This is a genomic window from Algoriphagus halophilus (genome assembly GCF_041729275.1).
Lineage (GTDB): Bacteria > Bacteroidota > Bacteroidia > Cytophagales > Cyclobacteriaceae > Algoriphagus > Algoriphagus halophilus_A.
Genome location: NZ_CP146486.1, coordinates 3,739,486 through 3,751,734, shown reverse-complemented (window position 1 = coordinate 3,751,734; position 12,249 = coordinate 3,739,486). Strand labels below are relative to the sequence as shown.

The window sequence follows — 12,249 nt, the reverse complement described above, 5'->3', positions numbered from 1 at the left end:
ATCTTTTTGAGCAATTATTCTATGATGTCCAGTCGGTTTTTAAAAGCAATTATAATGATGGGTGTTCTTTGTGTTTATTCAAAGACCCAAGCACAGTCATTTATTGGAAGTCAGATCGATAATCGAGCAGGAATTCAATCTGTTATTTTTAATCCTGCCAATGTAGCCGGCTCCAAAATGGGCTTAGACATCAATATTTTATCAGGAAGTGGTTTTGTTGGGAGTGATTACCTGAATGTCAATTTTAGTGACATTGAAAAATTCAAAGATGGTTTTTATTTAGAAACCGATGTCTCCACTTCTCCTCAGGATGACAACAATTTTTTGGAAACATTGACCTTCTTGGCCCCTCATTTCAATTGAATATCGGAAAAAGTGGAAAAAATAGTATTGCGTTAACCACTAGGGCACGAGCATTTTTCAACCTCCATAATATTGGTGGAGATTTATATAAAATCAGTACTACAGGCGAAACTGAAGAAAGCTTTAACGTAGATATGAATAATCTTTCAGGGATTGTTCATGCTTGGGGTGAAATTGGAGGTACTTATGGGAGAATAATTTGGGAAGATAAAAATCATCTTTTAAAGGGGGGAATTACTTTAAAGTACCTCTTTGGTGCAGGTGGAATTTATGGAAGTAGTAATACACTAAGTGCGCAATTCGAAGCAGGTGTAAGGTCATTGACAACTTCGGGCAACATGAATTTTGGATACACCGCAGGATTTGATTCAGAGGAGACAAGTTTTTCTGAAATCACTTCAGGCTTTGGAGCGGATATTGGATTTGTTTATGAATTTCGAAAAGGTGAAAATAATGGTATAAAAGTTCTCCATACAAACTGAAAATAGGAGCATCTGTTTCAGATTTAGGTAATATTAAGTATGAAACCTCCCTCGTTTTTTGTATAATTTAAATGCCACCATCAACGCAATTGAATTTGAAAACAAGAGCCTTGAGCAAGTGTTGGAGGATAATTTTTCCAGCGTTGAAACATTAGATAAAGTAAAATTAAGTTTACCCACCGCCCTTCAGGTATTTGGGGACTATGCAATAAACAATAAATTTTATGTCAGTGCCCATGGCTCCATCGCCATTTTAAAAGATGGTGAAATCCCAGTCAGCAAAATCATCAACACATTAACGATTACTCCTCGATTTGAAGCCAAATGGTTAAGTGTGTATTCACCTATAGGTTTTCGAGAATACAATTCCCAAGTATCGTGGGGACTTGGATTGAGAGCAGGTCCGGTAATTTTGGGGTCGGGCTCAATTTTTACCAATTTAATGAGTAAGACTTCCAGTAGTACAGACCTCTATATAGGTTTAAAAGTCCCTCTTTACAAGAAACAGTAACGAAGATTTTAAATTGCATTCAAATTTGAGATCTCAATAATTCAAGAAACTTCCTATCCAACTTTTCTCCAAACCAATCTTCATACTCCACATCTTCCCTTCCGGAATTTATCACACCAAAAGCGCCTGAGAATTCCCAAATCCCAAAACCAATCTGGTTTTCACCTAATACGGTCAACACATCTCCAAACCAACTGAGAAAAACATCATGGGGTGTTTTGTTATAGCCTCCACATTCCCCACAATGGACACCAATTCCCTGTTCGATCAGTGATTTCCAAGGCGCATAGTATTCCCGAATTGAATCAATCGTCCACACTTTATCCCCTTGGTTTAATGGCCAATCTACCGGTGGAACATTTTCTGGGTCCTTATACACCCAACTTGCTTTATAATGGGAAATAGGAAAGGGATGATATCCCCGGCAACTTTGTGCCAAACCTAAATCCCCAAGTTCCGGTACGGCAATTCCTCCTCCCCCATTCCCGTCTGCAATTACTAATCGTGATCTTTTTACAGATTGTATAGTTGCTAAAGCCGCTTCTGCTACTCTATGATAATCCTCCACATTGACGGGACCACCGGGACTATGTTGATCATTGGGATCTTCACGCTGAAATGGCTCGTTAACCAAATCAAAACTTAACTTCTTTTTGGATATCCCTCGATATCGTTTAGCCCACATTTCCCAGTGAGCACAAAATGCATCCAATGCTTCTTGATCCTTCCAGAGATTAAAGGGTTCCACAAATCCTGCATTGATGCAAAACCCAGGTGCTCTATGAAGATTCAAACTAACATGCAAACCATGATCAAGGCACCTTTCCACTAGTTCGTCTACTTTTTCCAAGCGGCTTTCATCAAAATTTAAAACTTCATCCGGGCGAATTGCTCTGCTCCTATCAATGGATAAATAGCTGGGGTAAGAAATAGGAATCCGTACAAAATCAAAACCCCAATCTGCAATCCATTGAATATATTCTGGTTTGGTAGGCCTTCCACGATCCGGGTGATCTGAAAAGAAGTCCAAAAGGTTGAACCCTTTCCATGCTGGAAGTTTATTTTTTGGTTTGGTCATTTCTGCTATTGCCTGCATAGGGACTCCACCCATTAAACCAATACCAGAACCTATGGCCATGGATTTTTTAAAAAGTCTCTTCGGGAATCTGAGCTGTACATACCTTGAATTGTTATTGGAAACTTAAGATACTAAAGTCCATTTAAGTACTTATCAAATCAAAAAACATAGTTCTGATTTTGAGTAATTTAAACAAACCGACTACTATGTTCCGTATTAATCCCTATGCGAAAAACATTACTTATCCTCTTCTTTTTAATTAGTAGTACAAGTTTAAAAGCTCAATTTTTCATTGGTGGAGTTCATTTGAATGGTGGTTTCCCTACTTCAAAACTGAAGTCAGAGGTGGACCGAGTGATGTTTCCTTCTATTTCAGGTATAGTCCTTTATGAGTTTTACAATCAGCCTTTTCAAGCAGGATTCGAACTGGGATATGGAGTTTATGGCTCTAAACTAGAAAAAGGGATGACCTTTATCCTGGTTTTAATGATGAATTCAGGCTAAGGAGAAATAACAATTATTTATCAGGAATGGCAGTTTTCCGATTTCTACCCTCAACAAGCAGCAAACTTACCCCTTACCTAGAAATACAAGTCGGTGCGAATTACCTTTACTCTAGATTCAAAATCCGCCCTTCTCTTTTGAGGAAAAAGTTGAAGTAGGTAAGGATATGGAAGATTGGGGACTTGGCTATAAAGTTGGAGGAGGCCTTCTTATACCAATTCCCGGCTCAGAATTTATAAAACTTGATTTCAGAATCAATTATCAGGATGGGGAATCCATGAGGTTTCTTACCAAAGGAGATACAGAATATATCCCTACAAAAGGAAATGGAGAGTTTGAATACCATACTCGCTATAGTCCACTTCAGCTCATCAATGCATCAATCGGGGTCGTAGTATATGATGCTTTCCGGTAATATGATGGGAGTTAAGTTTATTTTTAACCTTGCTTTGGCTGGAATTTCCTCCTTCTATTTCTCTACCACCTTCATTTTATAAAATAAATTGTAATCTCGCTCAATTTCACCATCTGCCGCTTTGACTAGCACAGTCCCATCGGGAAGGCCCAAGTTGATCGTTCCTTCTTGAGGCTCCTCATTAATCACACCTACCTGTTTTCCATTTTTGATTAGGATATACTTTGGATTTCTAAACAAATCCATAGCCTCTTTAAATTCAGGGTCACTATAATAATTTTCGCCAGCTCTAGCTTTGATCCCATTCAAAACATCTTCTGGAATGGCTGTATTGAAAGATACCAACTGGTATTCTCCCAAATTTCTAACATTATCAAATCCAGGGTAGGTCAAGTCATCTTGGTCCGCATGAATTTCTGCATCTTCACGTGCCGGGTGAATCAATTCAATGCTATTTTGGAACTCCAAACCACTGGTGTTCACCTTAAAAAAACTCAATTGATTGCCTTTTGTAGGAACTACGAATGCAGTATGTGATTTGGGGTCTGAGGCAATACTTGGCAAACTATTCCCTACCCATATTTTTTCCTGCCTTGGCTTCCAACCTTCCGTAAAAAGGTTAATTCTTTGAATAGAGTCTTGATTCAAATTTATAAGAAACCCCGTAGTTGCTCTTTCATAAAATGCGGATCCAATTTTATTTCCGTTAATCTCACCGGCATCATAGGCATTGATTTCTTCTCCTAATAAATACGGTTCTCCATTTATGGTTAGCGCGTCAAAAGTTTGTCTATAAAAGTTGATTACCAACGCATTGATTCCTACCGCAGCACCTGTATGAACTTTTACTTTTTGAAAATCAAAGTCATACTGATGAAAATCCATCGTCGGAGAAAACTCCTTAAAAACATAGCCATTTGAGCCTAAAAATTGGCCGTCTGTGAAAGCCCCAACCTGATTTGGCCCTTCTCCTCCCAAATCGGCTGTTTGAAGAATTTCTCCTTTGGAATCGACCACATATACTTTCCCTTCACGCTGGTTTTTAAGCAAGAAACGATCACTTTCCTGATCATAATCCAATGCAACTAAAACTTCCAATGCATCAACCATTACAGAGTCTACTACTTCAAACCGAAATTCACGAAGGTAATTTTCTTCCGTAATCGTTTCTTCCTCAGATGACCCCGAACAAGAAAAAAATAGAAAAAGGAAAACAAAGTGTAGAATGGCAAATTGATTTTTCATATAAAAAACTGTAAAGTAGCATGTACTAGTTAGTCTCAAAAAAAGAAAAATATAGGACATACTAATGAATTAATTTTTAAGGAAATTCAAATTACCTGGACAAACATTATCATTTGTCATTATTTTAACTTTTCATTTTAATACAACCTCCTTGAACACTACCCGTCATTTCGATCGTCAAGCTTTGGCCATCTCATTGATCTCTAGAATCTTAATCTTTTTAATTTTTATAATGCTTTTTCCATTAGCCTTAATAGGGCAATCTCAAGCAATCAAAACCGGAGCAGAACAAACAGATCTATATGTCCCATACTTAAAAGGAAAAAGAGTGGCGATCATGGCGAATCAAACGGCCATTATTGGAAAAACCCACTTGGTCGATACTTTGATGAGCTTGGGGGTGAAAGTGGTAAAGGTATTTGGACCGGAACATGGATTTAGAGGCAATGTCAGTGCTGGAGCTAAGGTGAGTGATGAAATAGATCAGGAAACTGGTATTCCGATCATTTCTCTCTATGGCAAGAAAAACAAACCTTCCAAAGAGGATTTGGCTGATGTGGATATTATGATCTATGATTTACAGGATGTTGGAGTAAGGTTCTATACCAATATCAACGCCCTTTCCCGGTTAATGGAGGCTTGTTCAGAAAATGGAAAGGAACTCATGATTTTGGATCGCCCGAACCCCAATGCCTATCTTATTGACGGCCCTATTTTGGATATGAAGTATAAGTCAGGAATTGGGATGTTCCCTCTTCCCATGTCTCATGGGTTGACGGTAGCTGAATTTGCTCAAATGGCAAATGGAGAAGGCTGGTTGACCAATGGTGTTCAATGCAAATTAAAAATCATCAAGGTTGCCAATTATAATCATGACATGGAATATACTCTTCCCGTGCCACCTTCACCGAATTTGAATACCCAGCAAGCCGTACTTTTATATCCCTCTACCTGTATGTTTGAGGGGGTCTACCTGAATCACGGAAGAGGAACGTATTTCCCTTTCACTGTATTAGGTAGCCCGGAATTAAAAGGGATTTATGAATTTTCCTACACCCCTACTGGAATCAAAGGAATGGCTGAAACGCCCTTATTCATGGATCAAGTCTGTTATGGGATTGATTTGAGAAAAGTAGATACAGATGAATTAAGAAAAAGAGGACAAATCAATCTAACCTGGATTATGGACCTTTATAAGATCCATCCCCATAAAGAGAAATTCTTTGATTCCAGTCTTAGCAATCAAATGGGCACCATAGAAAAATTAATCGGGTCAGGCCTTTTTCGTCAACAGATTATTTCAGGTGCTTCTGAAGAAGAAATCAGAGCCAGTTGGGAACCGGGTTTAAGTAACTATAAAAAGATGAGAAAAGGCTATTTGTTATATCCTTGATGCGGCCCTTTTTTACTTTTTTATTTCCTTTTCCAGAATTTTCCAATTTTAAACCTTGGCCTTTTCTTTTTGGGCTGTGCTTCTACTTCATCCGAAGCAATTTTCTTACTATTTCGAATGGGTATGGACCGTTTCCAAAGCAATACTGGTAGCACCCAAAACACACCCAACATACTAAATGTAAGTCCGCCGATTGTTCCGATAGCTAATGAGAACCAGAAGATCTCATTCTGACCTTCAATGACAAATGGAATCAATCCAAAACAAGTGGACAATACAGTCAATAAGATCGGAATGGCTTTTCCCGCAACAGACTTCAGCACGTTTCTATTGTAAAGCCCCTTTTGCCTATTGTTTAAATCATTGATCACAAATATCCCTGCATTTACAGCCAGTCCTCCCAGCATAACAAAGGCGGCATATCCCCCTTGATCAAAATAGAAATCGAAGAGAGAAAATATTAAAAACAACCCTATAAAACTGATCGGTATGATTACAATGATGTAAATGGGTTGTTTCAGATTTTCAAAGAGCACTGAGCAAATCATAAAGATTCCGATAATCAAAAAGCCCAAAAGGCTATACTTTCGCTTTTCCCTTTCAAAACTGAAGTATCTACTATCCTTTTTAGCCTCATACCCAATAGGCATGACTTGTTTCATTTCCTCAAGCACCTCTTCCAAATACTCATCCCCAAATTTGTATGAGCCCATATATTCAAAGGGAACAATTCGGACATACTGCCTGTCCACTTTGTTTAGGGCGCTGGTGGTCGTTTCTTTTTCAAGGGTTCCGAAATCGGATATTTTTAAAATTTTATTTTCACCGCTAATCAATCCTTTATTCTCCAAATCGAATCGGCTAAAGGAAGGGGATTCTTTTTCCCGTACCAATAAGGGATAATTCTTATTCTCTATGGTAAGAAGTCCATTTGCACCTTGGGGTTTAGAAAGCTCTTGTAGCGCATTGATTATTTCATATTGATTAGTACCTCCCAAGGCTATTTGGTTCTGATCTAGGCGAAGGACAAACTCCTCTGTCTTTTGTTCATAATATCGTCGTTCATTGGTATTGACTTCTTGGATTCGTTTATGAGCAAGTAATTTCTCTGCCAATACATTTGCTTGCCGCTCTAATTCATCAAAATTATACCCCTTCATCTCCACCGTAAATGAAGGAATTTGCTCTCCTCCAGGGCCTGTATAAAAGCCTTGACCTACTCCATAAATCTGCCAATTTGCCCCACTCCAATCAGTTGATTTCACGGTTAACTTCCCTTTTAGCTGATAGGGAAGTGCTCCATTTTCATAGGCTTCTTTAAATGTAATTTGGATATTGGCTCTTTGTCCTGACTGTACTGAAGTCACAAACTTATCGATTCCTTCCACCCCTTTGAGGTAGGATTCGAATTCCCTCATGATGAAATCCATTTGCTCCAGCGTATTCCCAAAAGGGAGTCTTGCAGAAACATACAACCTGGTTTTTGCAGGTTCCCGATAGCTGGATTTTTCATAAGTACCACGAACAAACATTCGAAGAGATCCTCCTAAAGCTTTATCTACATAAGGTCTGATTTCTTCCTGATAAAAGGTATTTCCTATTGTCTTGTTATACCATTCATGCTCATCCCATTTTGCGGGGAGAAAAAGATGGGCGTTCCAAATAACAAAATGATCCCAAAAACAAAGGTCTTCCTATAATGGGCTGTCCATGCAATTCCCGATTGGTACCAGCGAAGGTATTTTACTCGATCCCTCAATTTTGGAATGGTCAACCTTCTTCCTTCTTTAACCTTTTCCTTAAAAAGAAGCTGATAAAATGCCGGAGTAAAAAATAATGCAATCAGTAAGGAAATTCCCAACATTACTGAAACAGCTATTGAAAATTCCGTGAGGTTATTCCTGTCTTCTTCGGGTAAAAAGAAGACGATCATCAAGGCCAAAATGGTGGTTAGAGATGCTGCTAATAAGGCTAAAAAGACTTTTCGATTTCTATGCTTATGCAAATGATCAATCATAATGATCGCATTATCCACGATCAGTCCAAAGCTAATGGTCAATCCTGCAATTGTATACAAATGAATATCCACTTTCAAAAAGTAAAGAATCATCGCTGACAAACTGATATTAGCTACAATCCCCACAAATAAGATGGACAAGTACTTGAGATTTCTGTTGATCAAAAAAATGAAAATGATCAATATCAAGATAGATAGACCTGATCTTTTGTAGATTTTGTTGAGCTCTTTTTCCAGATATTCGGTATCATCAGTTTCCATCCTCACCTCAAAACCTGGAGGCAATAAGGTCTTTGCATCTTCAAGAGAATTCTTTAGGTTTTGAGCCAAGAGCACCTTATTCACTCCCTCCCGACTGGAAATGGACAGGGTTACTGAATTATTCCCATTAATCCGGTAATAACTCATGGGTTCAGATTCCTCCAAGGTCAATTTTGCGACATCTCTTAGGTAAACATCCTTTCCATCTACTTGATGCACTCGAAGGTTCTCCAACTGGTCAAGTTCCTTCAGGGACCTGTCTACTTGAACGAACAGCGTTTCCCCTTTGGAGTTGATGACTGATCCTGGATAATTTCTTCCAAAGGCCTGATTAATAGAGTTTCTTAATTGACTGCCAGAAATTCCGTAGGCCTGCAATTTTTGGATGTTAAAAGTAATATACACCTGCAAATCATTCGCTCCACTGACCGTCACTTCCTCCACCTCTTCAAATTTGGTCAAAGCCGGTTTTAATACATCCTCTGTTATTTTCTTGATTTCAAAAGAAGCAAATGGACCATTGACACTGTAAGTCAAAATGGGAGATTTCTCCTCATCTCTCTGCTCTCCGCTTTGATATACCAAAGGATATCCCACTAATGGATCCAATTGGGGATACACCTGTCGGATGATGGATGACACCTCAAACTTCTTCATTTCCATATCGGATTTTTTATCAAAATCCAATTGAATAAACCCTGAGTTATAGTTAGATACGGAAGTGATTTTCTTTAATTCAGAGAGCCTGGAAAGTGCTCCTTCCAAAGGGGACGTCGCTAATTTCTCTACAATTTCGGGGGTGCATTTCGGACATTAAATCGTACTGATAAAACAGGAGCCCGTTCTCTGGGAACCAAATCCACAGATAATAAAGGCACCACGGCAAAGCCCATGATGGAAAGCAACACAAATACGATGATGATCCTAAATGGGGTCATGCGTTTACCGTTTTCTTCTTTTTAGGCACAAAAAACCAATAAGCCAAAGGCACAAAATATAGGGCAGTAATAGTCCCGATAGTCAAGCCTCCGATTACTGCAAAAACCAATGGTCTTTGTAAATCGGCTCCCAAACCACTGCTAAATACAATAGGGATCAAGGCCAGAATTGTCGTAATCGAAGTCATCATAATCGGTTTCAACCTGATCTGACCTGCCTCATGCAAGGCTTTTTCCAGACTTTCCTCTTCCGTTAAGGAATCATCCGCATGATAGTTTGCTCGAAGCCTATTGATGGTATCAATCTTTAAAATGGCATCATTGACCATAATGCCCAACATCACCACTAAGCCTATGGCGGACATAACATTTAAAGATCCTCCAAAAACCCAAAGCACAAAAACGCCCCTCCTATGCCCAAAGGCAACGTAAATACCACGATAAGTGGTTGAATAAAGCTTTCAAATTGTGCTGCCAAAATAAAATACAGTAGCAACACAGAAATCAACAATATTGAAATCAACTGGATAAGGTTTTCTCTATCCTTAAAATACTGCCCAGCCATTTCAATACTCAAGTTCTTTTGCACTCCCCATTGGAAAATCGAACTTTGAAGCCGTTCGGGATTAGCTCCATTTAGATACACAGACTGATAAATCCCTCCTTTGCCTGCAGTTACATATTTATAATGATCCTCGTATTCATATTCTATGAACTCTCCTAAGGTATAGGAAGCACTGTCAGATGCTGAAATTCTCGTAGTTCTAAGCAAGTCCTCAAATCGTGCATTGGGCTCTTTAAGTTTAATAGGAGTGATTTCACCAAATCGTTTGATATCTGTGATCGTGTAACTTCCGAAAAGCTTGGAAATTTGATCCTGGACAGAACTCACTGGAATCTGATAGATAGCTAACTTATCTGCTCGAAGTGTAAACACGACAGAGGATTCTTTTTGCAAACCTGGACCTCTTTCCCAATTTTCTGTTGGGAACTGACTAAGCCATGGATCCATCTTCGTTTCTTCTACCGGCTTTTTGGATGCAAGATCTTTCCATCGTACCTCATAGTAGGGTAGACTTGAATTAAAAAGCTGATCAAAGGCGTTGGGAGCATCCCCCAATGTAAAAGTTGCTACCGGATAGTTTTCTTTAAGAAAAGTCCTTAAAGACTCCATTTGATTGGACTTGGATTCCTGATCGGGAAATAAGAAATAAAGAAATGCTTGTTGGATAGAGTTTTCCCCATCAAATAACAAAAACTGACGAACGCCGATATCTGACTCCACCTGTTCATACTTCCCATTGAGTTGCTTGACCATGGTTAATACCCTATCTCTGTTCTCTATGGCGGAAATGGGTTCATTCCAATCTACTTCCAGTGTTGCATCCAATTTTTCAATTTCAGGCAAACCTTCAGTTTCTAACATCTGACTGATTCCCAATCCAAGGGGTATCAATATGGCAAAAAACAGAAATGCCAATTTTCGGTTTTTTGTAATCCGACGATACCCTGATTCATAGACTTTTAAAACCCCACGGAAGAAAGGTCCTTCTTCTTTATCCATCGCTTTCTTGCTCCTACCGAACAGAAAAAGGTAGAGCATGGGCAACAGAATAAATGCAACAGCCAAGGATACCGAAAGGATCGCCGTAACCGCTACCGCCTGGTCAAAAAACAAGGCTCCAGAAATTCCACTTAGAAATACCAAGGGAACAAATACCGCCAATGTGGTCATCACCGAACTGATCAAGGCTCCCATCACTTCATTTACACCATCCACACAGGCGTCAAAAATCGACAATCCAGCATCTCTTTTTCTAGTAATGTTATCAAGCACGATGATGGCATTATCAATCAACATCCCAATTCCAAGCGCAAGTCCGGACAATGAAATGATATTGATGGAAAGGTCAAAAAAGTAGAATACCAAAAAGCTAATGACCAAGGAAGAGGGCAAACTCACTCCAATAATCAGCGGCAATCGATAATCCTTCATAAATAAAAACAATACCGCAAATGCAAATATCCCCCAAAAAGCAAACTGGTTTCCAAATTGGAAATAGCTGCATTGAGAAGATTGGATTGATCTTGAGTCAGCTCAAAATTTACCTGGGGATAATCCGTTCTAAAAAGCTCCAATGCAGCTTTCAATTCCGGCATTAGTTCATTCATCTTGGCAGACGCCTGTTTATGAACTGTAATGACCAATCCCTCCTGCTCCCCATATAAATGGTAGCCAAGCATTTCCTTGGTTTCATACTTCACTTCTGCCAATTTCCCTAAAGGGATAATGGCTCCAGAGGGCGCTCTTACTGGTAATTGTTCAATATCTGAAGGTGAATTCACACGGGTGGCTAGCCGTAAATAGTACCTAAACTGTCCATCTTTTACTGAAATCCCACTGAGATCTGAATTTCCAGAACTAATCGCCTGGGTTAAATTTTCCTGAGTCAATCCCAAGGAGTTTAATACATCGGCATTCGGGGAAACGGTGATGATCCGCTCCTTCTTGCCATTGATATCCACCAAAGAAACCCCAGGCAATTGCTCGATCCGCTTTTTTAGCACATTTTCGGAAAGAAGGCTGACTTCCACTTCATCAATCCCTTCTTTTGGAATGACTTGTACCCGAGCCACAGGAATATCTGATGTATTAATCCGAATCACCTCAGGTCGTCCCAAATCCTGCGGAAAACTATTTGTCAGGCGATCAATCTTCTCATTGACATCAATGTAAGCCAATTCCATTCGAGTGCTATAATCAAATGTCAACCGAATTGTTCCCACTTCTGAACCCGCTTTGGAGTCCATATCTTCCAAGCCATTTAAAGTCACCATCCCCTCTCGAATAGGGCGAAGAACATTTTGTTCGATGGCTTCTGGAGATGCATTGGGATAATTCACTTTGACCACGATTTGTGGCACATCTATCGGCGGTAATAAAGAAATAGGAAGAAGGCGTAAGGCAATAATCGAAAACACGATCAAAGCCATAAAAGTCATAAAAACAGCAATAGGCCTGGCCAATAAAAATCTAACCAT

The 12,249-nt window shown here is 39.3% G+C and carries 9 protein-coding genes and 2 pseudogenes; 6 read left to right on the top strand and 5 right to left on the bottom strand.

Features of this window, described 5'->3' with window-relative positions:
• The first annotated feature begins 6 nt into the window (after positions 1–6).
• The 3 genes from V8V91_RS20090 to V8V91_RS20080 are packed head-to-tail and all read left to right on the top strand — an operon-like array spanning position 7 to position 1,356.
• Positions 7–363, top strand: coding sequence for a hypothetical protein (locus V8V91_RS20090; RefSeq protein WP_373396925.1), 357 nt, complete (start codon positions 7–9; stop codon positions 361–363).
• Entirely contained in the window at positions 360–845 is a 486-nt protein-coding gene (locus V8V91_RS20085; protein ID WP_373396924.1) for a DUF5723 family protein, read from the top strand. The genes V8V91_RS20090 and V8V91_RS20085 overlap by 4 nt, the downstream gene beginning before the upstream one ends.
• 58 nt (positions 846–903) lie before the next feature.
• On the top strand, positions 904–1,356 hold the full coding sequence (locus V8V91_RS20080) for a hypothetical protein (protein WP_373396923.1): 453 nt from the start codon (positions 904–906) through the stop codon (positions 1,354–1,356).
• Positions 1,357–1,375: 19 nt separating this feature from the next.
• Here V8V91_RS20080 and V8V91_RS20075 read toward each other — a convergent pair whose 3' ends face one another.
• Entirely contained in the window at positions 1,376–2,494 is a 1,119-nt protein-coding gene (locus V8V91_RS20075) for a glycoside hydrolase family 5 protein (protein ID WP_373396922.1), read from the bottom strand.
• A gap of 165 nt (positions 2,495–2,659) precedes the next feature.
• Here V8V91_RS20075 and V8V91_RS20070 point away from each other — a divergent pair, with 165 nt between their 5' ends.
• Complete coding sequence (locus tag V8V91_RS20070; RefSeq protein ID WP_373396921.1) at positions 2,660–2,938, top strand: hypothetical protein; 279 nt, start codon at positions 2,660–2,662, stop codon at positions 2,936–2,938.
• Between the two features lie 166 nt (positions 2,939–3,104).
• Positions 3,105–3,353, top strand: coding sequence for a hypothetical protein (locus tag V8V91_RS20065; RefSeq protein ID WP_373396920.1), 249 nt, complete (start codon positions 3,105–3,107; stop codon positions 3,351–3,353).
• Positions 3,354–3,407: 54 nt separating this feature from the next.
• Here the strand turns inward: V8V91_RS20065 and V8V91_RS20060 are convergent, their stop codons facing one another.
• On the bottom strand, positions 3,408–4,598 hold the full coding sequence (locus V8V91_RS20060) for a hypothetical protein (RefSeq protein ID WP_373396919.1): 1,191 nt from the start codon (positions 4,596–4,598) through the stop codon (positions 3,408–3,410).
• 232 nt (positions 4,599–4,830) lie between these two features.
• Between V8V91_RS20060 and V8V91_RS20055 the strand changes: the two genes are divergently transcribed.
• Positions 4,831–5,991: an exo-beta-N-acetylmuramidase NamZ domain-containing protein gene (locus tag V8V91_RS20055; RefSeq protein ID WP_373400760.1), complete on the top strand. Its 1,161-nt coding sequence runs from the start codon at positions 4,831–4,833 to the stop codon at positions 5,989–5,991.
• A 20-nt stretch (positions 5,992–6,011) separates the two neighbouring features.
• Here V8V91_RS20055 and V8V91_RS20050 read toward each other — a convergent pair.
• The 3 genes and pseudogenes from V8V91_RS20050 to V8V91_RS20040 all read right to left on the bottom strand — a co-directional run bounded on the left by V8V91_RS20050 (position 6,012) and on the right by V8V91_RS20040 (position 12,249).
• Positions 6,012–9,207 (bottom strand): annotated as a pseudogene (locus tag V8V91_RS20050) (efflux RND transporter permease subunit).
• Positions 9,204–11,203: pseudogene (locus V8V91_RS20045) on the bottom strand (efflux RND transporter permease subunit). Before V8V91_RS20045 ends, V8V91_RS20050 begins: the two co-directional pseudogenes overlap by 4 nt.
• On the bottom strand, positions 11,200–12,249 hold the full coding sequence (locus tag V8V91_RS20040; RefSeq protein WP_373396918.1) for an efflux RND transporter permease subunit: 1,050 nt from the start codon (positions 12,247–12,249) through the stop codon (positions 11,200–11,202). The pseudogene V8V91_RS20045 and the gene V8V91_RS20040 overlap by 4 nt, the downstream one beginning before the upstream one ends.